Origin of the sequence: Corallococcus sp. AB030 (assembly GCF_003668965.1) — a bacterium.
GTDB classification, from domain to species: Bacteria; Myxococcota; Myxococcia; order Myxococcales; family Myxococcaceae; genus Corallococcus; species Corallococcus exiguus.
In genome coordinates this window covers 1-20,858 of sequence record NZ_RAWQ01000065.1, presented here as the reverse complement: position 1 = coordinate 20,858, position 20,858 = coordinate 1, and the positions used below count along the sequence as shown (strand labels likewise).

Here is a 20,858-nt window from a genome sequence, read left to right as displayed (position 1 = left end):
CCCGGAGGTGTCTGTCTATTCGCCGCGCCGCTTGGAGCGCGTCCGGGCCCAGCCCTCGTTGGACTGGTTGCGCTGCACCCGCTTGTGCTCGCGCTGCGCGGTGGCGTCCGTCTGGCGGTGCTGGAAGGCCTGCTCGCGCAGGAGCTTCGCGAAGTTCGCGCGCCGCTCCTCGGGGATCGTGCCGTTCTCCACCGCCGCCCTCACCGCGCAGCCCGGTTCACCCTGGTGGCCGCAGTCGCTGAAGCGGCAGCCGGTGGCCAGCGCGAGGAGGTCCGCGAAGGCGTTGGCCAGGCCCTCCTCGTCGTCGCCCCACAGGCCCAGCTCGCGCATGCCGGGCCCGTCGATGATGAGGCCGCCGTGCTCCAGCACGAACAGCTCCCGGTGCGTGGTGGTGTGCCGGCCCTTGTCGTCCTCCGGCCGCACGGGCTGGGTGACGAGTCGCGCGGCGTCCAGCAGCCGGTTGGCGAGCGTGGACTTGCCCACGCCGGACGAGCCCAGCAGCACGCCAGTCCTGCTGGGAGGAAGCCGTGCGCGCACGTCCTCCACGCCCATGCCCGTTCGCGCGCTCACCGCGAGCACGTCCACGCCGGGGGCCAGGGCCTGCACCTCCAGGACGCGCCCGGCCGCGTCGTCCGCGAGGTCCGCCTTGCTGAGGAGCACGACGGGCGTGGCGCCGCTGTTCCAGGCCACCGTGAGGGACCGTTCGATGCGGCGGGGGTTGAAGTTGCCGTCCAACCCCACGACGAGGAACACCACGTCCACGTTGGCGGCGATGAGCTGGCCGTCGTGTTCGCTGCCCGCCTCGCGCCGCTTCAGGAGGCTGCGGCGGGGCAGCACGGAGTGCATCAGCGCCTCTCCGTCACCGGACGCGGGCGGTTGCAGGAGGACCCAGTCGCCCACGGTGGGCAGGGCCTCCGGGCCCTGGGCCTGATGGAGGAGGCGTCCGGAGGCGCGCGCGAGGAAGGCCGCGCCGGCGGTCTGCACGGTGAGCAGTCCCCGCTGCTGGCGCACGACGCGCCCGGGGACGAGGGACGAGGAGGAAGACGACTGCGAGACGGTGTTGGACAGCGCGAGGTCGAGGTCGGGACCCCAGCCGAGGGTTTCAAGTGACACTTGGGGAACTCCGGGCAGAGCGATGCCTGGGGCGCGGGGAGAGGACTCCGGGGCGCCGGGCGTGAAGGAAGCGGGGCTCGCGCTGCGACGGACGACGGTGATGCGACCGGCTCAGCGGATGGGCGCCCGCGTGGCGGACAGGGCCGCGACGACGACAAGGGGCGGAGTCATCAGGACGGGTCTCCTCAAGGTGCGTGGAACCACCGGCGGTCATCGCCGTTCCGTGCGGGACCCTAACAATTCCTGTCGGCCGCTGGCCACCCCCGTGCGTTTTCCCCCTTGAACCTCACGCGACGTGAGGTTGTACCCATGACATCCAGTCACGCGAAGACCGTGGCTGGAAAGGGGTGAGGCATGCAGCACACGGAGCTGAAGGTCGGGGAGCTGGCCCGGCGCACGGGGCTGTCCATCCGCGCGCTGCACCACTACGACGAGATTGGGTTGCTCAAGCCCTCGGCGCACACGGCGTCGGGGCATCGGCTCTACACGGCGGAGGACATTGCCCGCCTGAGTCACATCCTGTCGCTCAAGCAGCTCGGGTTCTCGCTGGAGGAGATTGCCGAGACGCTGGGCCGGGCGGACTTCTCCGCCCTGCGCGTGGTGGAGCTGCGGCTCCAGCGGGCCCGGGAGCAGCTGGCGGAACAGCGTCAGCTCTGCGACCGCCTGGATTCCCTCGCACGGCAGCTGCGCGCGGCGGAGCCGGTCTCCGCCGACGACTTCCTACAGACCATCGAGGCCATGACCATGTTCGAGAAGTACTACACCCCGGAGCAGTTGAAGGAGCTGGAGGCCCGTCGCCAGGCGATGGGTGACGACGCCATCAAGCAGGTGGAGGCCGAGTGGCCCCGCCTCATCGCGAGCATGCGCGAACAGATGGAGCAGGGCGCCGACCCCGCGTCCGAGCCGGTGCGGGCCCTGGCCACGCGCTGGCGCGAGCTCGTCCGCGCCTTCACGGGCGGCAACCCCGGCATGGAGAAGTCGCTCCAGACGATGCACCAGCAGGAGCCGCGGATGGCCCAGCGTCAGGGCCGCGACCCGAAGCTCATGGAGTACGTGGGCCGGGCCATGGCCTGTCTGGACGCGCCGAAGTAAAGCCAGACACGGCGACGGCCGCCAGCGAAGGGCTGGCGGCCGTGGCTGTCATGCAAATGCAGCTCGCTGAAGGCTACTGGCCGCCAATGGTGCCATTGGAGCCACCGGTGCCGGTGCCGCCCACGCCGCCCATGGTGCCGCCGGAGCCGCTGGTGCCGGTGCCTCCGACGCCGCCCGTGCCAGTCGTGCCGCTGGTGCCGCCCGTACCGGTGCCGCCCGGGTTGATGACGGTCGAGCCGTTGGACTCGTTGCCGGGCTCGGTGGCGCCGGTGGTGCCGGTGCCCGTGCCGCCAATGGTGCCGGTGCTGCCGGAGCCACCAATGGTGCCGTTGCTACCGGAGCTGCCGACGCCGGTGGTGCTGGTGCCCGCGCCGCCGTAGGTGCCGGTGCTCGTCGAGGGCGGCGTGTACGTGCCGGTGGACGGCGAGGTGCTCCCGGTGCCGTAGGTGTCCGTGCTGGAGCCGGTGGTGCCCGTGCCCGTGCCGATGCCACTGGTCCCGGTGCCGCCGGTACCGGAAGTGCTACCGCCCGTGGTGCCGGTGCCGGTGGTGCCCGGAGTCGGGTTCACGCCGGTGCCAGAGCCACCCGTGCCGGTGGCGGTGTTGCCCGTCTGCACGCCCGTGGAGTTGTTGGTGCCGGGCGTGACCGTGCCCGACGAGCCAGCGGTGCCTGTCTGCCCGCTGTTGATCATCTCTGGCGAAGCGCCCGAGGAGCCGGGGGTCGTCCCGGGGCTCGAACCGTCGCCTACCTGCTGGGCGAGCGCGCTGGTGGAGAGCAAGAAGCTGAAGGCCAGTGCCGCGGTGCCAATGGAGCGTCGCATGTCAGGAATCCTTTCCCCTCGCTTGAGGCGTAAAGGTGTGTGCTTCACCGGACAGGGCAACCCGTCAGGACCAGCCGGCACAAGGCAGGCCGCCAGCTCGCAGGTCATTCATGGGACGAAGCACGCGGGACAGGGCTTGCACGCACGCGCTCCCTGCGCGCTCAGGGCGGTGGGCAGGGGTGTCGTGCGAGGGGCGCGATATCCAGGACGACAGGCCAGGCACGCGCCTCCGCCTCTTCTTCCGGTGTCAGCGAGCCGGCCATGCGCATGCGGCGCAGCCGTCCATCCCTGCGCGGCTGAAGGCGGTCGATGAAACATTCGGGGTGCTTCCGCCACCGTGGATCATCATTCATGGTCACGAGCAGCGCCGCCTCCGCCAGCGTGAGGTCCGAAGCCTCCTTTCCCAGGTAGTGCCGGGCCGCTTCGGGCAGGTCGCGGAGGCCATGTCCCAGCGGCATCCGCCGCGCTTCGAAGGCCAGCAGCTCCTCCGCCGTCCAGTGACGCGTGAGCCAGATGCCCAGCGTCAATCGCTCATGCAACAGCAGGCGAGCCGACCCCTCCGGGTGCCAACGCCGGGCGACCGTGTCCGCGAGCGTCCATCCCGGAGGCACATCCATCCGAGAAGGTTTGGACACGATGGTGCGTGTCACGGTCCACGCGACGGTCCAGGGCCGCACGGGCTTCACCGTCATCGAGCCCCCGGGCTCGTACAGGCTCCAGTACACCCGGGCGAGGTTCGCCGGCAGCCGGTCGGTGGCGCTTGGCGGAGTGGGAAGCGAGGGAAGCCTTCGCAGCAGCACCTGGTACATGCCCTCCATCGCGGCCAGGAGCCCCACGAACATGAGGCCCAACGCGCACAGTCCGAGGCCCACGAGCCGCATCCGCCGACGGAAACGCCATGAGAAAGGCATGCCCTCCACGGATTGCAGGGCGTGGGCCACGTCCGGGGTGTCCAGCAGGCGGGCATTCGTGTCGCGGTGAGCAGTCTCCGCCCCGTTTCTGTGCTGTCCTCTGGTCCCGGGAGGAGCGTGCGTGAGCGGACGGGAAGGGCATCTGGCGGCGGGCCGCAAGAGCGCGCGCCTCGCGCGGAGCGTGGGCGCCCGTGCATGGCCGCTCACGCTCGTCATCGCCGCGGGCCTGGGCCTGCTGCTCTACGTCTCCACCACCAGCCTTCCGTACCTCATCGCCTCACCCGCCGGAGACGCGCACCTGGGCGCGCTCAATGACTGTCTGGCGCGGCAGCTCGAAGGGGTCACGCGGCTGGGCTGGGCCGTGGCGCCAGATGCGTCGCGCGCGGCGGTGTTCGGGCCCCGCGTCGTCGCGGTCTGCGGCGAGGATGGTTCACACTCCCGGCTGGAGATCCCCGGCACCACCGCGCTCGCCTTCGACGGCGCACGCCGTCTGTGGGCCGCCGCCGGAGGTCACCTGCTGCGGGAGCGGGACGGCGCGCTGCTGCCGGTGGGCGACATCACTCCACCGGAATGGCTGATCGGCCACGCGGGCGGAGTCCTCGCGCTGGATGCCACCGGGCAGCTCGTCTCCGTGGCGCCGGACGGCAAGGTGCTGGGCCAGGCGCAGGTGCCGGGTCCAGGAGGCCGTCTGTCCATCGGTCCTGGCGGCGTGCTCGCGGCGGTGGAGTGGGGCGGCGGCGTCATCGTCTACGACGCGCGCACCCTGGAACTGGTGCGGGCGGAAGCCCCGTGCGCCGTGGAGTTCCTGTGGTGGCTCGACACCGCGGATCAGGTCCTGCTCGCCTGTGGCGCCACTGCTTCCCCGGACGCATCGGGGCCGGGCTCGCTGCGCTTCGATGTCCGCACGGGAGCACGCGAAGTGATGCCCGCACGCACTCGCGCGCCTGCCCGGAGGCTCTCGGGGCGGGCGTTGTATGTGCAGGGGTGCGATGGCTTCCCGTGCACCGCCTCGCCTCCCTGAAACTGTTATGGGGAGGTTTCTCCTCGGGCCCGCGACTGCGACCCGGGGCTTTCGGGGTTGGTGGGGCTCAGGCCCAGGCACGGCGTTCAGTGCCTGACAGCTGGGGCCATTCCGCCCCAGCTTTACATTCGACAAACCCGCGAACTCATTGGACGTTCCTGGGATCGCGGGCCGGTTTCGCAGTACCGGTCGCAACGCTTCCGCCGATCAGGGGTTTCATTCGTGGACGACACCAAGGCTTCCAGCTCCTCCGCTCCCCGCAAGCGCGCCAACGGCCGAAAGACAGCCGCCACCGCCGCAAGCCAGGACGCTGGCCCTCCAGGCGCCCGCTCGCAGGGCAACGTCGCGGCCAACCGGCTGAGCAACGTGGAGGCGACGCGTGCCGAGCCCGCGACCGCCCGCCGTGCTCCCTCGCGAAGCCGCAACGGCAACAGCCGCCCGGCCGCTGATGACGGCCTGCGCCCCGGTGGCCCTCCTCCGCTCCAGCAGTTGCTGGCGGCGCTCCGGGCCGTGCAGGGCGGTGACTTCTCCGTGCGGCTGCCGTCGGGCGCGCAGGACGTGGTCATGGATGAGATTGCCCGCGCGTTCAACGCGGTGGTGACGCTCAACTCCACGCTCACCCACGAGATCGTCCGCGTGGAGCGCGTCGTCGGCCGCGAAGGCCGCATGGGCGAGCGCGTGAACCTGGGCGACGTGCGCGGCGACTGGGCCACCAGCGTCCAGTCCATCAACGCCCTCATCGGCGACCTGGTGCAGCCCACCACGGAAGTCGCCCGCGTGCTGGTGGCGGTGGCCGAAGGCGACCTCACCCAGAAGATGGCGCTGGAGATCGACGGCCAGCCCGTGAAGGGCGAGTTCCTCCGCATCGGCACCACCGTGAACGCGATGGTGGATCAGCTCAACAGCTTCGCCGCCGAAGTGACGCGCGTCGCGAAGGAAGTCGGCACGGAAGGAAAGCTGGGCGGCCAGGCCGACGTGAAGGGCGTGTCCGGCGTGTGGAAGGACCTCACGGACAACGTGAACGTCCTCGCCGGCAACCTCACCGCGCAGGTGCGAAACATCGCGGAAGTGACGACTGCGGTGGCCCGCGGCGACCTGTCCCGCAAGATCACCGTGGACGTGAAGGGCGAGGTGTTGGAGCTCAAGAGCACCATCAACACGATGGTGGACCAGCTCAACAGCTTCGCCTCCGAAGTGACGCGCGTCGCGCGCGAAGTGGGTACGGAAGGAAAGCTGGGCGGTCAGGCCGCGGTGTCCGGCGTGTCCGGCACGTGGAAGGACCTCACGGACAACGTGAACTTCATGGCGTCCAACCTCACGACGCAGGTGCGCGGCATCGTGAAGGTGGTGACGGCGGTCGCCAACGGTGACCTCACCCAGAAGCTGATGGTGCCGTCGCAGGGTGAAATCGCCGCGCTGGGCGCCACGCTGAACAACATGACGGACACGCTCAACGTGTTCGCGCAGCAGGTGACCAGCGTCGCGCGCACGGTGGGCGTGGAGGGCAAGCTGGGCGCCCAGGCCCAGGTGCCCGGCGCCGCGGGGACGTGGAAGGACCTCACGGACAACGTGAACCTGATGGCGTCCAACCTCACCAGCCAGGTGCGCAACATCGCGGAGGTCTCCACCGCCGTCGCCAATGGCGACCTGTCGCGCAAGATCACCGTGGACGTGAAGGGCGAGGTGCTGGAGCTCAAGAGCACCATCAACACGATGGTGGACCAGCTCCGCGCGTTCGCCGCGGAAGTGACCCGCGTCGCGAAGGAAGTGGGTACGGACGGCAAGCTGGGCGGTCAGGCCGCGGTGCCCGGAGTCGGCGGCACGTGGAAGGACCTCACGGACAACGTGAACAGCATGGCCTCCAACCTCACCACCCAGGTGCGCAACATCGCCCTGGTGACGACGGCGGTGGCCACCGGTGACCTGTCCAAGAAGATCACCGTCGACGCGCGCGGAGAAATCCTGGAGCTGAAGAACACCATCAACACGATGGTGGACCAGCTCAACAGCTTCGCCTCCGAAGTGACGCGCGTGGCCCGCGAGGTGGGCACGCACGGCAAGCTGGGCGGTCAGGCGGAAGTGAAGGGCGTGTCCGGTACGTGGAAGGACCTCACGGACAACGTGAACTTCATGGCGTCCAACCTCACCACCCAGGTGCGAGGCATCGCCAAGGTGGTGACCGCCGTCGCGAACGGCGACCTCACCCAGCGCCTGAAGATGGAGGCCAAGGGCGAGGTGGCGGAGCTCGCGGACACCATCAACGCGATGACCCAGACGCTCTCCATCTTCGCGCAGCAGGTGACGGACGTCGCGCGCACGGTGGGCGTGGAAGGCAAGCTGGGCGCCCAGGCCGTGGTGCCGGGCGTCGCGGGCACGTGGAAGGACCTCACCAACAACGTGAACCTGTTGGCGAACAACCTCACCGATCAAGTCCGTAACATCGCCGAGGTGACGACGGCGGTCGCGAAGGGCGACCTGTCCCGGAAGATCACCGTCGACGCGAAGGGCGAGGTGCTGGAGCTCAAGAGCACCATCAACACGATGGTGGACCAGCTCCGCGCGTTCGCCTCGGAAGTGACGCGCGTCGCGAAGGAAGTGGGCACGGACGGCAAGCTGGGTGGTCAGGCCGACGTGAAGGGCGTGTCCGGCGTGTGGAAGGACCTCACGGACAACGTGAACAGCATGGCCTTCAACCTCACCACCCAGGTGCGCGGCATCGTCAAGGTGGTGACGGCGGTCGCCGACGGCGACCTGTCCCAGAAGCTGGTGATGGAGGCCAAGGGTGAAATCGCCGCGCTCGCGGACACCATCAACGCGATGACGCAGACGCTGTCCGTCTTCGCGCAGCAGGTGACGGACGTCGCGCGCACGGTGGGCGTGGAAGGCAAGCTGGGCGCCCAGGCGGAAGTGCCGGGTGTCGCGGGTACGTGGAAGGACCTCACGAACAACGTGAACCTGCTGGCCAACAACCTCACGGCCCAGGTGCGAAACATCGCGGAGGTGACGACGGCGGTCGCGAACGGCGACCTGTCCAAGAAGATCACCGTGGACGCGAAGGGTGAGGTGCTGGAGCTCAAGAGCACCATCAACACGATGGTGGACCAGCTCCGCGCGTTCGCCGCGGAAGTGACGCGCGTCGCGAAGGAAGTCGGTACGGAAGGCAAGCTGGGCGGTCAGGCCGACGTGAAGGGCGTGTCCGGCGTGTGGAAGGACCTCACGGACAACGTGAACGTCCTCGCCGGCAACCTCACGGACCAGGTGCGAAACATCGCCAAGGTGACCACGGCGGTGGCCAACGGCGACCTGTCCCAGAAGATCACCGTGAGCGTGAAGGGCGAGGTGTTGGAGCTGAAGAACACCATCAACACGATGGTGGACCAGCTCCGCGCGTTCGCTTCGGAAGTCACGCGCGTCGGTAAGGAAGTGGGTACGGAGGGCAAGCTGGGCGGCCAGGCCGCGGTGCCCGGCGTCGCGGGCGTGTGGAAGGACCTCACGGACAACGTGAACGTCCTCGCCGCGAACCTCACGGACCAGGTGCGCAACATCGCCAAGGTCACCACGGCGGTGGCCTACGGCGACCTGTCGCAGAAGATCTCCGTGGAGGCGAGGGGCGAAATCCTGGAGCTCAAGAGCACCATCAACACGATGGTGGACCAGCTCCGCGCCTTCGCTTCCGAAGTGACCCGCGTCGCGAAGGAAGTGGGTACGGACGGCAAGCTGGGTGGTCAGGCCGCGGTGCCCGGCGTCGCCGGCACGTGGAAGGACCTCACGGACAACGTGAACAGCATGGCGTCCAACCTCACCAGCCAGGTGCGCAACATCGCGCTGGTGACCACGGCCGTCGCGAACGGTGACCTGTCCAAGAAGATCACCGTCGACGCGAAGGGCGAAATCCTGGAGCTGAAGAACACCATCAACACGATGGTGGACCAGCTGAACAGCTTCGCCTCCGAAGTGACCCGCGTGGCGCGTGAAGTGGGCGCGGAAGGCAAGCTGGGCGGTCAGGCGGAAGTGAAGGGCGTGTCCGGTACGTGGAAGGACCTCACGGACAACGTGAACTTCATGGCCCGCAACCTCACCACGCAGGTGCGCGGCATCGTGAAGGTGGTGACCGCCGTCGCCAACGGCGACCTCAAGCAGAAGCTGGTGGTGGACGCGAAGGGCGAAGTGGCCGCCCTGGCGGAGACCATCAACAACATGACCGACACGCTGGGCATCTTCGCGGAGCAGGTCTCCTCGGTGGCCCGCGAGGTGGGCGTGGAAGGGAAGCTGGGCGGCCAGGCCCGCGTGCCCGGTGTGGCCGGCACGTGGAAGGACCTCACGGACAACGTGAACTTCATGGCCTCCAACCTCACCACCCAGGTGCGCGGCATCGTGCGCGTGGTGACGGCGGTGGCCAACGGCGACCTGACCCAGAAGCTCATCGTGGACGCGAAGGGCGAGGTGGCGGCGCTCGCGGACACCATCAACAACATGACCGACACGCTGGGCACCTTCGCGGAGCAGGTCTCCACGGTGGCCCGCGAGGTGGGTATCGAAGGAAAGCTGGGCGGCCAGGCCCGCGTGCCCGGCGCGCGCGGCACGTGGCGGCAGCTGACGGACAACGTGAACCAGCTGGCCGGCACGCTCACCAGCCAGCTGCGCGCCATCTCCGACGTGGCCACCGCCGTGACCAAGGGCGACCTGACCCGCAGCATCACGGTCGTCGCCGAAGGCGAGGTCGCGGCGCTGAAGGACAACATCAACCAGATGATCGTCAACCTGCGTGAGACGACGCAGAAGAACCAGGAGCAGGACTGGCTCAAGACGAACCTGGCGAAGTTCAGCGGCATGATGCAGGGCCAGAAGTCCCTGGACGCCGTCAGCCGTCTCATCATGAGCGAGCTGACCCCGCTGGTGTCCGCGCACCACGGCGCCTTCTTCCTCTCCGACCCCGAGGGAGGCATGCCGTCCCTCAAGCTCACCAGCACCTACGCGTACCGGGAGCGCAAGCACCTGGCGAACCGCTTCCGCCTGGGCGAGGGACTGGTCGGCCAGTGCGCGCTGGAGAAGAAGACCATCCTGCTGACGCGCGTGCCGTCGGACTACATCACCATCTCCTCCGGGCTGGGTGAGTCCGCGCCGCTCAACATCATCGTCCTGCCCGTCCTCTTCGAGGGCGAGGTGAAGGCCGTCATCGAGCTGGCCTCGTTCCACCCGTTCAGCGCCATCCACCAGATCTTCCTGGATCAGCTGACGGAGAGCATCGGCGTGGTGCTCAACATGATCATGGCGAACATGCGCACGGAGACCCTGCTCTCCGAGTCGCAGCGCCTGACCCAGGAACTCCAGAGCCAGTCGCGTGAGCTCACCCAGCAGCAGGATGAGTTGAAGCGCACCAACATCGAGCTGGAGGACAAGGCGAAGGAGCTGGCGGACCAGAACACCCGCGTGGAGGAGAAGAACCGCGAGGTGGAGCTGGCGCGCGTCAGCCTGGAGGAGAAGGCGGAGCAGCTCACCATCATCTCCAAGTACAAGAGCGAGTTCCTGGCCAACATGAGCCACGAGCTGCGCACGCCGCTCAACTCGCTGCTCATCCTCGCGAAGCTCCTGTCGGACAACAAGGACGGGAACCTCTCCAACAAGCAGGTGGAGTACGCGAACACCATCTACGCGTCCGGCGGGGACCTGCTCAGCCTCATCAATGAGATCCTCGACCTGTCCAAGGTGGAGGCGGGCAAGATGCAGGTGGAGCCCCGGGACATCGTCCTCACGGAGCTCAACCAGTTCATCGACCGCAGCTTCCGCCCGGTGGCGGACCAGAAGGGCCTCACCTTCCAGGTGGAGGTGCTGACGGGCACGCCGCGCCACGTGCGCACGGACCCGCAGCGGCTGCAGCAGGTGCTCAAGAACCTGCTCTCCAACGCCTTCAAGTTCACCGACGAGGGCGGCGTGAAGCTCACCGTGCGCCTGGCGGACAAGGGCATCCGCTTCGACCACGAGGCGCTGCGCCGCTCGCGCCACGTGCTGGCCTTCGCCGTGAAGGACACCGGCATCGGCATCGCCAAGGACAAGCAGCGCATCATCTTCGAGGCGTTCCAGCAGGCGGACGGCTCCACCGCGCGCAAGTACGGTGGCACCGGCCTGGGCCTGTCCATCAGCCGCGAAATCGCCAAGCTGCTGGGCGGCGAAATCCGCCTGGAGAGCGAGCCGGGCAAGGGCAGCACCTTCACCCTCTACCTGCCGCCGGAGTACCAGGGCGCGGACGAGGAGGGCGGGCAGGGCAACGACGAGGCCAGTCGCGCGCTGGGAGCCCTGCCGGAGACGCACGCCCCCCCGTCCACGTCCGGCATCGTCACGGCGACGACGCCGCTCGCGCCGCCGTCCCCGGTGGCCGAGCCGCAGGCCCATGTGCTGGACGCCGCGCTGCCCCCGCAGGTGGAGGGCTCGCACACGCCCGTCGTGGTGGAGGACGACCGCGAGCTCATCCGCGAGGGCGACCGCACCTTGCTCATCATCGAGGACGACCTGAAGTTCGCCCGCATCATGGTGCAGATGGCGCGCGAGAAGGGCTTCAAGGCCCTGGTCGCCACGCGCGGTGACAGCGGCCTGTCCATGGCGCACGAGTACCAGCCGGACGCCATCACCCTGGACATCCAGCTGCCCGTGGTGGACGGCTGGAGCGTGCTGGACCGCCTCAAGCGCAACCCGCGCACGCGCCACATCCCCGTCCACATCATCAGCGTGATGGACAAGCACCTGGGCAACACCCAGGGCGCGTTCGGCTACCTCACCAAGCCCGTGAGCAAGGAGGGGCTGGAGCGCGTCTTCGGACAGCTGTCGCGCTTCCTGGAGCGCCGCGAGCGCCGCCTGCTCGTCATCGAAGACGATGACGTGCAGCGCAACAGCCTCACCCAGCTGCTCAGCGACGGCGGTGACGTCGTCGTCACCGCGGTAGCGTCCGGCCAGGAGGCCCTCGCGAAGCTGGAGGAGAACGAGTACGACTGCCTCGTCATCGACCTCCTGTTGCCCGACATGGACGGCATCAAGCTGGTGGAGGAGGTGAAGACGCAGCAGCGCTTCCGCGACCTGCCCATCGTCGTCTACACCGGCCGTGAATTGACGCCCAAGGACGAGGCCCGTCTGCGGCGCTACACCGGCAGCGTCATCCTGAAGAGCGGCGCGAAGAGCCCCGACCAGCTGCTCAGCGACACAGCGCTCTTCCTGCACCGCCTGGACGAGAACCTCCCGGCGCGCGCGCGCGCGGCCCTGGCGCAGCGCAACGACCAGGACGCACCGCTGGCCGGCAAGAAGGTGCTCCTGGTGGATGACGACATGCGAAACATCTTCGCGCTCACCAGCGTGCTGGAAAATCACAGCATGCAGGTGGTCTTCGCGGAGAACGGGCGGGCTGCCATTGAGATGCTCGGTCAGCACCCCGACGTGGATGTCGTGCTGATGGACGTGATGATGCCGGAGATGGATGGCTATGAAACCATGCGTGCCATCCGCAAGGACCCCAAGTACGCCAGCCTCCCCATCATCGCCGTCACCGCGAAGGCGCTGAAGGACGACCGGGAGAAGTGCATGGCGGCCGGCGCGAGTGACTACCTGCCCAAGCCGGTGGATACCGATAAGCTGTTGGAACTGGTCCGGCTGTGGGTGAGTGCTTGATACTCAACGAGGACGATCCATCCTTGAGCCCCCTTGGCACTTCCGTCTGGAAGGGGGCAGCCCTAGCCTTGTTCGCCGTGTATCGGGTCCCCTGACCCACGCGCTCCCCCGCTGCGCACATGAACTCCACAGAGCACACTCCGGAACGTCCCCAGGAAGCCGCCGCCACCCCGCGCGCGGCCATCCTGATGGTGGACGACCATCCGGCCAACCTGCTGGCGCTGGAAGCCATCCTCGAGCCGTTGGGCCAGGACCTGGTGAAGGCGACCAGCGGCGAGGAGGCGCTCAAGCAGCTGTTGCAGCGCGACTTCGCGGTCATCCTGATGGACGTGCAGATGCCGGGGCTGGACGGGTTCCAGACCGCGGCGCTCATCAAGCAGCGCGAGCGCACGCGCACCATCCCCATCATCTTCCTCACCGCGCTCAGCCGTGACGCGGCGCATGTCTTCAAGGGCTACGCGCACGGCGCGGTGGACTACCTGCTCAAGCCCTTCGACCCGGAAATCCTCCGCTCGAAGGTCAGCGTCTTCGTGGACCTGTTCCTCAAGGAGCAGCAGCTCCAGCGCCAGGCGGCCCTCCTGCGCCAGCGCGACCGCGAGGCCCTGGAGCGCCAGAGCGCGCTGCGCTACCGGCGGCTCACGGAGTCCCTGCCGGAGCCCATGTGGGCGGCTCGCGCGGATGGGGCGCTGACGTACGCCAACCGCGCCTGGCGGGACTACACCGGCCACCACGAGGGGTATGAGCTGTCGCTCTCCTCGTTCCTCCTGGACGTGCACCCGGCGGACCGCGAGCGGATGCGCGGCGTGTGGAGCGACGGGGTGGTGCAGGTGCAGAGCAGCACGCAGGAGTTCCGGCTGCGTCGCAAGGACGGCGTCTACCGCTGGCACCTGGCGCGCGCGGTGCCGGAGCGCGACGAGCACGGGCAGCTGGTGGGCTGGCTGGCCATCGCCACGGACATCGACGACAAGCGGCGCGCGGAGGAGGCGCTGGGGCGCTTCAAGACGACGCTGGACGCCACGCTGGACTGCGTCCTGATGTTCACCCCGGACTCGCTCACGCTCGCGTACGCGAACGCGGGCGCGGCCAAGCAGCTGTCCTCCTCCGTGGAGGAGCTGGTGGGCCTGTCGGTGCTGGAGGTGGAGAGCGCCTTCGACGAGACGGGCTTCCGCAAGCTGCTGGCGCCGCTGATGTCCGGCACGCTGCCGTCGCAGACGTATTCCACCAACCACCGCCGCCGCGACGGCTCGGAGGTGCCGGTGGAGGTGGTGCTCCAGTACGTGGCGGAAGGGGAGGGCCCCGGCCGCTTCATCTCCGTGGCGCGCGACATCACCGAGCGCCAGCGCGCGGAGACGGCGCTGCGGCTGGCGAGCGAGGCGAAGGACGCGTTCCTCGCCGCCGCGAGCCACGAATTGCGCACGCCGCTGGCCGCGGCGAAGGGCCACGCGCACCTGGCGCTGCTCAAGCTGGGCGGGCAGACGGAGGCCGGCCCCGGCAAGTCGCTGCAGATCATCAACCGGCAGATCGACCGCATGGCGAAGCTGGTGGAGGACCTGCTGGACATCAGCCGGTTGCAGGCGGGGCGGCTGTCATTGGAGCTGGAGCCGTTTGATTTGTCGCAGCTGGTGCTGGAGACGCGGGACCGCATGGCGGTGCTGTCCCAGACGCACGAGCTGAAGGTGGAGGTCCCCGAGCGCCTGGAGGGCACGTGGGACCGGGGGCGGTTGGACCAGGTGCTGACGAACCTCTTGTCCAACGCCATCCGCTACTCGCCCGAAGGCGGCCAGGTGCTGGTGCGCCTGGCGGTGGAGGGCGACAGCGGCGTGCACCTGTCCGTGAAGGACCAGGGCGTGGGCATCCCCAGCGAGAAACAGCGCCTCATCTTCGAGCGCTTCGGCCGCGCGCACGGCAGCAAGTACGGCGGGCTGGGGCTGGGGCTCACCATCAGCCAGGGCATCGTGGAGCAGCACGGCGGCCGCATCTGGGCGGAGTCCACGGGCACGGTGGGCCAGGGCTCCACCTTCAACGTCTGGCTGCCCCGGCGCACGGAGGCCCAGGCGGCGACGCCGACGGAGTCCTCGCGCACGCCGAGCTGAACCTTCCGCGTCGGGTGGGGACGCGGCGGAGGGCTGCTTGCGTTCCCCGGGGACGCGGGGCGTGGGGCCGGTGTCTCTGGGAAGGCCGTTGGTATGGCGCGTGCTCAGGGACGGGGCATGTCCACTCCCTCGCGGCCCAACATCCTCATCCTGACGGTCGATCAGCTCCAGTTCCCCCCGTTCGCCTATGGGCCTGATGGCGGCTTCCTGCCGGCCATCAAGGACATCCTGGGCTTCGTGGACGAGGGAGGGGAGGACAACCCGTTCCGGAAGTTCTTCCCCGGCTTCGCGGCGCTGCGGAAGAACGCGGCGGTGTTCCGCAACCACACCATCGCGGCGTCGGCGTGCACTCCCAGCCGCGCGGTCATCTACACGGGGCAGTACGGCACGCGCACGGGCGTCACGCAGACGGACGGCCTGTTCAAGAGCGGTGACGCGGCGGCCTTCCCGTGGCTGTCAGCGGATGGGATTCCGACGCTGGGGCACTGGTTCCAGAAGGCGGGCTACCACACGCACTATTTCGGCAAGTGGCATGTGAGCAATCCTCCGGACCACTCGCTGAAACAGTATGGCTTTGACGACTGGGAGTTGTCGTATCCGGAGCCGCACGGGGCCTCCATCAACAACCTGGGCGCGTTCCGTGACGAAGGCTTCGCGGACCTGGCGTGCGGCTTCCTGCGGCGGATGGCATTGGGTGAGCCGTACAACCGGGCGCTGGCGGAGCAGTCGTACGAGGCGCCCCGGGCCGCCGCGCCGGGGAGCGAGCCCCAGCCGTGGCTGGCGGTGGCGTCGTTCACCAATCCGCACGACATCGCGACGTATCCCATCCTGCCGCGGCAGTTGGATCCGGCGGGGCCCAAGGTGGGGCCGTTGATGGTGCCTACGGGGGGACGGTCGGTGGCGCCCACGGGGGGGACGTTCACGGTGCCGCTGAACCCGCTGGGGTTCCCGCAGGACAACGCGAGCGTGCCGTCGAACCTGCACGACACGTTGGAGAACAAGCCGGCCTGCCAGCGGGACTATGCGTACAAGGTGGGGCTCGCGCTGTCGTCGAAGACGGGCCTGACGATGCACCAGGCGAACGAGAACATCGACCCGGTGACGGTGACGTTGAACGCGGGCATCCCGTTCCAGCTGACGCACGACCCGGAGAAGGCGGCGCTGCGCTTCCAGCAGTACTACGCGTGGCTCATCCACCTGGTGGACGGGCACATCGAGCGGGTGCTGCGGACGCTGGACGAGACGGGGCTGCGGGAGAACACGGTGGTGGTGTTCCTCTCCGACCACGGCGAGTACGGCGCGGCGCACGGCTACCTGATGGAGAAGTGGCACACGTCCTACCAGGAGGCGCTGCACGTGCCGCTGGTGGTGCAGTTCTCCGAGGAGCAGAAGACGCGATACATCGACGCGCTGACGAGTCACGCGGACATCGTGCCCACGGTGCTGGGGCTGGCGGGGATTACCCGCGAGGAGCAGGCGGTGATCCGCACGGACCTGAGGCTCCACCGTCCGGTGCCGCCGTTCGTGGGCGCGGACCTGAGCCCGCTGGCGAGGGGAGAGTCCTCCACGGTGATGGAGCCCAACGGCATGCCGCGAGAAGGCGTGCTCTTCATCACGGACGACGAAATCACAGAGCCGCTGCCGCGCACGGGCGACCCGCACCAGATGCATGATGACGCGCTGTTCACCGTGTACACGCGAGCGGTGGAGCGGCTGAGGGAGCAGGGCAAGGTGCCCGGGTTGAAGCCTGGAGCGGTGTGCCAGCCCAACCACGTCCGCTGCGTGCGCACGCCCCGCTGGAAGCTGGCGAGGACGTTTGACCCATCCGGAGAGCACGCGGACCAGTGGGAGCTCTATGCCCTGGAGACGGATCCGCTGGAGATGGAGAACCTGCTCGTCTTCGACCAGCCGTTCCCGACGCTGATTCCGTCACTGCCGCGAGGGCTGTCCCGCGTGGAGGTGGAAGAGGCGGCGCGCGCGACGCATGCGCTGCTGGGGCGGTACGAGGCGGAGAAGCTGTCACCCTGGCCGCAGGGTTAGAGGAACCGGCGGAGCCACTGGTTCGTGTCGTGTTGGTAGAGAGGGAGCCCTTCTCCTTCGTACTGGAAGAGGAAGGGCTCCATCAGCCGGGCCAGTGCGCGGTACTGGGGGGGGATGGCCTTCGTCTGTGTGTCGATGGGGTCTGGCCATTCGTCCAGGGTGACGAGGACGCGGTCTCCGTCAATGGGGAGCAGGGAGACCTCCGGGAAGGGGAGCGCGTTCCGGAGCGCGTCGATGCCGCCCATCTGTCCGAGCAGAGGCTGTCCCAGGAAGGTGAGCCAGTAGGGGCCCAGCGCGCGGGTCCCCAATCTGGAGCTGAAACCCGTGCCGTGATGGAGGTCCAGGCCGGGATATCGCGCGAGGAGTGATTCGATGAGGGACCACTTCGCCGCGCTCGACATACCGTGGGACGAAATGATGGCGAAGCTGGCGTATCCGAAGTTGAAGGGCAGCTCCCGAGCGAGCTCCAGTGCCAGTGTGCGCAGGTGGGCCGCACCGTTTTCCTGGAAGTAGTCTGTGGGAAAGGTGAAGGACACCGCGTTGATGGGGGCATTCCCGAAAGGGTTGTCGGGAGACCAGCCTTCGTACTCAAAAATGTAGCCGCTGGAGATCTCTTCTCCACCAGGGCTTTCCGACAGGTTCGCGTTCCCGCTGTAGCCCCAGGGGCGCTCAAGCATCTGCTGACGAACCACCCCCCAGCCCTTGTCATCAAGTTCCAGGATGTCTCCGTCATCCGTGCCGTACCAACCCAGCGAGCCCGGAGGAATGGCGCGGAGATAGGTTTGCAGGGCACGCCACACCGCAGGTGCAATCTCCTTGTGGTCGCGATGGATGAAGAAGCTGAGGCCGATGCCATCGCGGGCAGCGGCGATCGGAGGTGAACCTTTCGACCACAGGCGGATGGCAGGGTACTCCCTTGTCATGGCTTCACCTCTTTGACTCCTGCGCGGGGCGAAATGAGCAAGGCCTGCCCTCCCAGGGCTTCCTCATAGACGGTCCGCTGAGACATGCCGGCGTAGGTGCCCGTGCCATACCTTGCCCAGGCTGGCTCATTTGTGTCCGGACACGGGAACTTGAAGTCCAGGGTGAGCGCGGACTTGAGCAGGTTGCGGTCTCCGTGCAGGACGATGTCCGGCTTGATGGTGCCTCGGAGTTCCTCGGTGCAACCTTCGGCGATGAGTCGTGCTTCCTTCTCCCGGCTGATGGTCTCCAGGAAGCGTGCGTTCGGGTAGTAGCGGTAGCGCTGCTCAATGCTGTAGGGCGCGGGCCACAATTCCTTCAACACCGCTTCAGCGCACTGGAGGGCGAGCACGTGCTTCTGCTTGCCGAGTTGCATGGCCCGCGTCACGGGTTTGCCGCAGCGGTCCTGCTCCACTACCTCGGCGCACTCCTGGCGCGTCGGAGGCCTGTCGCGGAAGTAGCGCACGTTCCCCAGCTGCTCCGCCTGGACCGCGCACTCGGCGAGCTGCTTCTCTAGCTCATCCGCGTCATGGTCCTGCTGCATCAGCGCGAGCACGGCCGGAGGAATGGCCTTGACCAACGGTGAGGCGATGGCTTGGGTCGCGGCCCGCGCGGAGGCCTGCTCCGCCACATACGCCGCGTGCCGTGCCTTCCCAGCGGTCTCCGAATCCACGAATCCCAGTTCTCCGTGCCGGGAATGCCGGGAACCGCCAGCACACGCCGTCAGCAGGACGCAGACAATCCAGAGATTCGTCACGGGACGCACGTGCCGGACTCTATTGCCTCCTCTGGCGATGTCGTCAGCGGCTCGCGTGTGCGGGGGAGCCCTGGTCTAATAGACCCTTCACGGGACACGCCCCGATACATTGGGAGCACGGAACTTGGATGCTCGGCACCGTTGGATCACCCCCTCGCTCCTGGCGCAGGCCTGCGCTCGGGGCCAGGCACTCCCATGGCGGTTGCGCGTCCGGTTCGAGCGCGCCTTCGGGGCCGACCTGAGCGCTGTGCGCCTGCACGAGCATCCCCTGGTCGCGAGGCTGGGGGCCAAGGCCCTCTGCTGGGGAGAGCAGATTCTCTTCGCTCCGGGCGCGCTGGAGCTCGACCTGTCTCGCGGGACCCGGATCCTCGCGCATGAGCTGGTGCATGTGCTGCAACAGCGCTCGGGACGCGTCCCTCATGGGAACGGCGGGACCGGGCTGCTCGTGGATGAGGCCCTCGAAGCAGAGGCTGAGGCCCTGGCCGCACAGGCCCTTTCGGGTGGGCGTGCGCAACTCGCGGCTTCCTGGGCGGGGACTTGTCCCACTCCCGCGCTTCAGGCGTACCACGTCATCCAGAACGCCCAGTTCGTCGCCCAGGACGTCAACCTCCACAACGCCACCTTCGAGACCCAGCGGGATGGCGTGCGCCCCCACCCCCACCCGAAGACGCACGGGGACAGCTTCCTCATCAACTCGGGGACGGTGAACGTCATGGTGCGGGCGCACAACCAGATCGCGCTCCGGGTTTCGGATGACAACGAACTCGCCATCGAGGACACCGACCCCCGCCACGAGCAGGCCAAGCACTTCTTCGCCACGGAGCGCGCCATCACCCGGTGCAACCGCGCGTTGAAGTCCGTGGGCTCCAGCTATCGCATCGCCAAGGTCCCCGGGCCTCGCTACCTTGAAATCGGGCCCCCCGCGCAGCCGGGCTGTCTGCCCTTCCTGAGCGGCCCCGGACCCAAGCGTCTGTTCCAGGTGGCGATGTCCGAGAACGGGCACCTCGAGCCCGCCGTGTCGCAGAACTGCAACGAAATCTCCGGCAAGGTCATGGGGGAGCAGCAGGACTCGCAGCGCACCGTGAGGCTCACGCAGTCCGGCAATCAGCTCTTCCTCAATCTACCGCGCTGGCAGCTCGGAGGATGGGCCCCTGCCTTCCCGGCCCATGGCGACATCCCCTTCCGGCTGGCGGAGCTCCTCACCACGTTCCTCTTCCATGGACAGGCAGAGGGCCCCAACGCCGCCGCGGCCCGGCAACGCGCGGTCAACGATTACCAGGTCGGATTGCAGCACGCGCTGGCGGGCGCCAATACCCCTGTTGCCCAGATGGCGGCGCTCGCGGGCTTCAACGGCCCCATTGGCCGCAACTATGGCCGGCTGGTGAACCGGGTCCGCGCCAATGCCGCGATGACGCTCAACGGCGTCACCCTCAACGGGCTCACGCTCCGCACACGTTACGAGCAGGTCCTCTTCCGTCTGGGCCTCAATGCCTATGCGGACCCGCGGGTGGGCGATGCGTTCCAGACGTACTCCGTGGGCGCGATGGAGCGCTATCAGGACGCCCAGAATCGCAACTGGATGCGGATGCGGGACGAGGTGGCTCCCCGCCCGGTGGCGCTCGTTCCTCCGCCTGTCTATTGCGAACCGGTGTGGGAGTATCACTGGGGCGGAGTGGTCGCGGAGAGCGGAGCGGACCGCATCACCTTCGAGAACTACGCCCGCAACTACGAGGATCGCAACGGTCCCCAGCTCCATGGCGGCGAGCTCCGCTCGTTCTTCCAGATGACCCGCGTGCCCACCCAGGTCAATGATCCGCTCATCGCCCAGTCGTGGCACGAGAGCTGTTACGCCCACGGCTTCGCCAATGCCCTGACGATGTGCATCTCCAAGATCAGCCGCTGTGGACGCTGAACCGGCTCACCGCTTCCCGCGGGCCAGCAGCATCACCGCGACCAGGATGGCGCTCATCGCGCCCCAGGTCATGGGGCCCAGCGTCTCTCCCGCGAACACCACGCCCAGCAACACCGCCACCGCCGGGTTCACGTACGCATAGCTCGTCGCGAGCGCCGGCCTCGCGTGCTTCAGCAGATAGCCATACGCGCTGAACGCCACCAGCGAACCGAACACCACCAGATACACGAACGACACCATCGCTCGCGGGGGCACCGCGTCCGCCATCCGCTCCCCCAACGCGAGGCTCAGTGCCATCATCATCACGCCCGCGCTCAACATCTGTGTCGCTGGCGTCATCAACCCCGCGGGCATCGGCAACCGCCGGCTCCACACCGACCCGAAGGCCCACGCCGCCGGCGCCACCACCACCGCCAGCGCCGCCACGCCTCCGCCGCTCATGTCACCGCCCAGGTTGAGCAGCGCCACCCCCGCGAACCCCAGCAC

The 20,858-nt window shown here is 68.3% G+C and carries 12 protein-coding genes; 6 read left to right on the top strand and 6 right to left on the bottom strand.

Annotated features, from left to right (window positions below; translation table 11 throughout):
* Nucleotides 1-15 precede the first annotated feature (15 nt).
* A complete protein-coding gene (gene rsgA / locus D7Y15_RS17490) occupies nt 16-1,113 on the bottom strand; it encodes a ribosome small subunit-dependent GTPase A (protein ID WP_120578954.1) in 1,098 nt (365 codons plus the stop codon).
* A gap of 354 nt (nt 1,114-1,467) precedes the next feature.
* Between rsgA and D7Y15_RS17485 the strand changes: the two genes are divergently transcribed.
* Complete coding sequence (locus tag D7Y15_RS17485; RefSeq protein ID WP_121753300.1) at nt 1,468-2,205, top strand: MerR family transcriptional regulator; 738 nt, start codon at nt 1,468-1,470, stop codon at nt 2,203-2,205.
* Between the two features lie 73 nt (nt 2,206-2,278).
* On the opposite strand, the gene D7Y15_RS17480 is transcribed toward D7Y15_RS17485, so the two are convergent.
* Together D7Y15_RS17480 and D7Y15_RS17475 are read right to left on the bottom strand one after the other, a co-directional pair.
* Entirely contained in the window at nt 2,279-3,025 is a 747-nt protein-coding gene (locus D7Y15_RS17480) for a hypothetical protein (RefSeq protein WP_120578956.1), read from the bottom strand.
* A 161-nt stretch (nt 3,026-3,186) separates the two neighbouring features.
* Nucleotides 3,187-3,897, bottom strand: coding sequence for a transglycosylase domain-containing protein (locus tag D7Y15_RS17475; protein ID WP_158629065.1), 711 nt, complete (start codon nt 3,895-3,897; stop codon nt 3,187-3,189).
* Between the two features lie 160 nt (nt 3,898-4,057).
* Here D7Y15_RS17475 and D7Y15_RS17470 point away from each other — a divergent pair, with 160 nt between their 5' ends.
* The 4 genes from D7Y15_RS17470 to D7Y15_RS17455 all read left to right on the top strand — a co-directional run bounded on the left by D7Y15_RS17470 (nt 4,058) and on the right by D7Y15_RS17455 (nt 16,743).
* Nucleotides 4,058-4,957: a hypothetical protein gene (locus D7Y15_RS17470; protein ID WP_121753298.1), complete on the top strand. Its 900-nt coding sequence runs from the start codon at nt 4,058-4,060 to the stop codon at nt 4,955-4,957.
* 222 nt (nt 4,958-5,179) lie between these two features.
* Nucleotides 5,180-12,610 (top strand): HAMP domain-containing protein, encoded by a 7,431-nt coding sequence (locus D7Y15_RS17465; RefSeq protein WP_120578959.1) that lies wholly within the window; start codon nt 5,180-5,182, stop codon nt 12,608-12,610.
* Nucleotides 12,611-12,729: 119 nt separating this feature from the next.
* On the top strand, nt 12,730-14,703 hold the full coding sequence (locus D7Y15_RS17460) for an ATP-binding protein (protein ID WP_121753297.1): 1,974 nt from the start codon (nt 12,730-12,732) through the stop codon (nt 14,701-14,703).
* Nucleotides 14,704-14,820: 117 nt separating this feature from the next.
* Nucleotides 14,821-16,743, top strand: coding sequence for a sulfatase-like hydrolase/transferase (locus D7Y15_RS17455; protein WP_121753296.1), 1,923 nt, complete (start codon nt 14,821-14,823; stop codon nt 16,741-16,743).
* On the opposite strand, the gene D7Y15_RS17450 is transcribed toward D7Y15_RS17455, so the two are convergent.
* A complete protein-coding gene (locus D7Y15_RS17450) occupies nt 16,740-17,666 on the bottom strand; it encodes a type VI immunity family protein (protein WP_121753295.1) in 927 nt (308 codons plus the stop codon). The two genes, D7Y15_RS17455 and D7Y15_RS17450, sit on opposite strands and share 4 nt — an antisense overlap.
* On the bottom strand, nt 17,663-18,376 hold the full coding sequence (locus D7Y15_RS17445; protein WP_121753294.1) for a hypothetical protein: 714 nt from the start codon (nt 18,374-18,376) through the stop codon (nt 17,663-17,665). Before D7Y15_RS17445 ends, D7Y15_RS17450 begins: the two co-directional genes overlap by 4 nt.
* A gap of 208 nt (nt 18,377-18,584) precedes the next feature.
* Here D7Y15_RS17445 and D7Y15_RS17440 point away from each other — a divergent pair, with 208 nt between their 5' ends.
* Nucleotides 18,585-20,372 carry a DUF4157 domain-containing protein gene (locus D7Y15_RS17440; RefSeq protein ID WP_158629064.1) on the top strand — a complete coding sequence of 596 codons (1,788 nt, stop codon included), beginning with the start codon at nt 18,585-18,587 and terminating at the stop codon, nt 20,370-20,372.
* A gap of 6 nt (nt 20,373-20,378) precedes the next feature.
* Here the strand turns inward: D7Y15_RS17440 and D7Y15_RS17435 are convergent.
* Nucleotides 20,379-20,858 (bottom strand): EamA family transporter (locus tag D7Y15_RS17435; protein ID WP_148712798.1); only part of this gene is annotated, 480 nt, incomplete at its 5' end.

Excerpts from the sequence above, each read along its gene's own strand:
- D7Y15_RS17485 (WP_121753300.1), top strand. The coding sequence starts at position 1,468 with ATGCAGCACACGGAGCTGAAGGTCGGGGAGCTGGCCCGGCGCACGGGG.
- D7Y15_RS17480 (WP_120578956.1), bottom strand. The coding sequence starts at position 3,025 with ATGCGACGCTCCATTGGCACCGCGGCACTGGCCTTCAGCTTCTTGCTC.
- D7Y15_RS17460 (WP_121753297.1), top strand. The coding sequence starts at position 12,730 with ATGAACTCCACAGAGCACACTCCGGAACGTCCCCAGGAAGCCGCCGCC.
- D7Y15_RS17455 (WP_121753296.1), top strand. The coding sequence starts at position 14,821 with ATGTCCACTCCCTCGCGGCCCAACATCCTCATCCTGACGGTCGATCAG.
- D7Y15_RS17450 (WP_121753295.1), bottom strand. The coding sequence starts at position 17,666 with ATGACAAGGGAGTACCCTGCCATCCGCCTGTGGTCGAAAGGTTCACCT.